The organism is Aquitalea sp. ASV15, assembly GCF_016429115.1.
Classification (GTDB): domain Bacteria; phylum Pseudomonadota; class Gammaproteobacteria; order Burkholderiales; family Chromobacteriaceae; genus Aquitalea; species Aquitalea magnusonii.
This window is the reverse complement of record NZ_JAELTZ010000170.1, coordinates 1-320: the sequence shown is the minus strand read 5'-3', so window position 1 is coordinate 320 and position 320 is coordinate 1. Positions and strand designations below refer to the sequence as shown.

Annotated in this window: 1 protein-coding gene; it reads left to right on the top strand. The window is 73.4% G+C overall.

What is annotated here, in order from left to right; all coding sequences use genetic code 11:
* Positions 1 to 202, top strand: a 202-nt coding sequence (locus JHD64_RS21370; RefSeq protein WP_199055650.1) for a hypothetical protein, incomplete at its 5' end; no start/stop codon positions are given.
* Positions 203 to 320: the final 118 nt, after the last annotated feature.

Sequence of the window (320 nt, the reverse complement as noted above, 5' to 3'; positions counted from 1 at the left end):
CCCCCCCCCCCCCCCCCCCCCCCCCCCCCCCCCCCCCCCCCCCCCCCCCCCCCCCCCCCCCCCCCCCCCCCCCCCCCCCCCCCCCCCCCCCCCCCCCCCCCCCCCCCCCCCCCCCCCCTTTAATGATCCGGCGACCACCGAGATCTACACTGTTGTTCGTTCGTCGGCAGCGTCAGATGTGTATAAGAGACAGCCCCAGTAGGCATCAGCCGGGACGGCGCGATCGCCAAGCAGGTCGTGTTCGATACGTGTGGACATGCAAAAGCCTTTGTCGATGGTCTCCGCCAGCGCGGAGTGATGGGGGCAGACTGTAGGCTGCC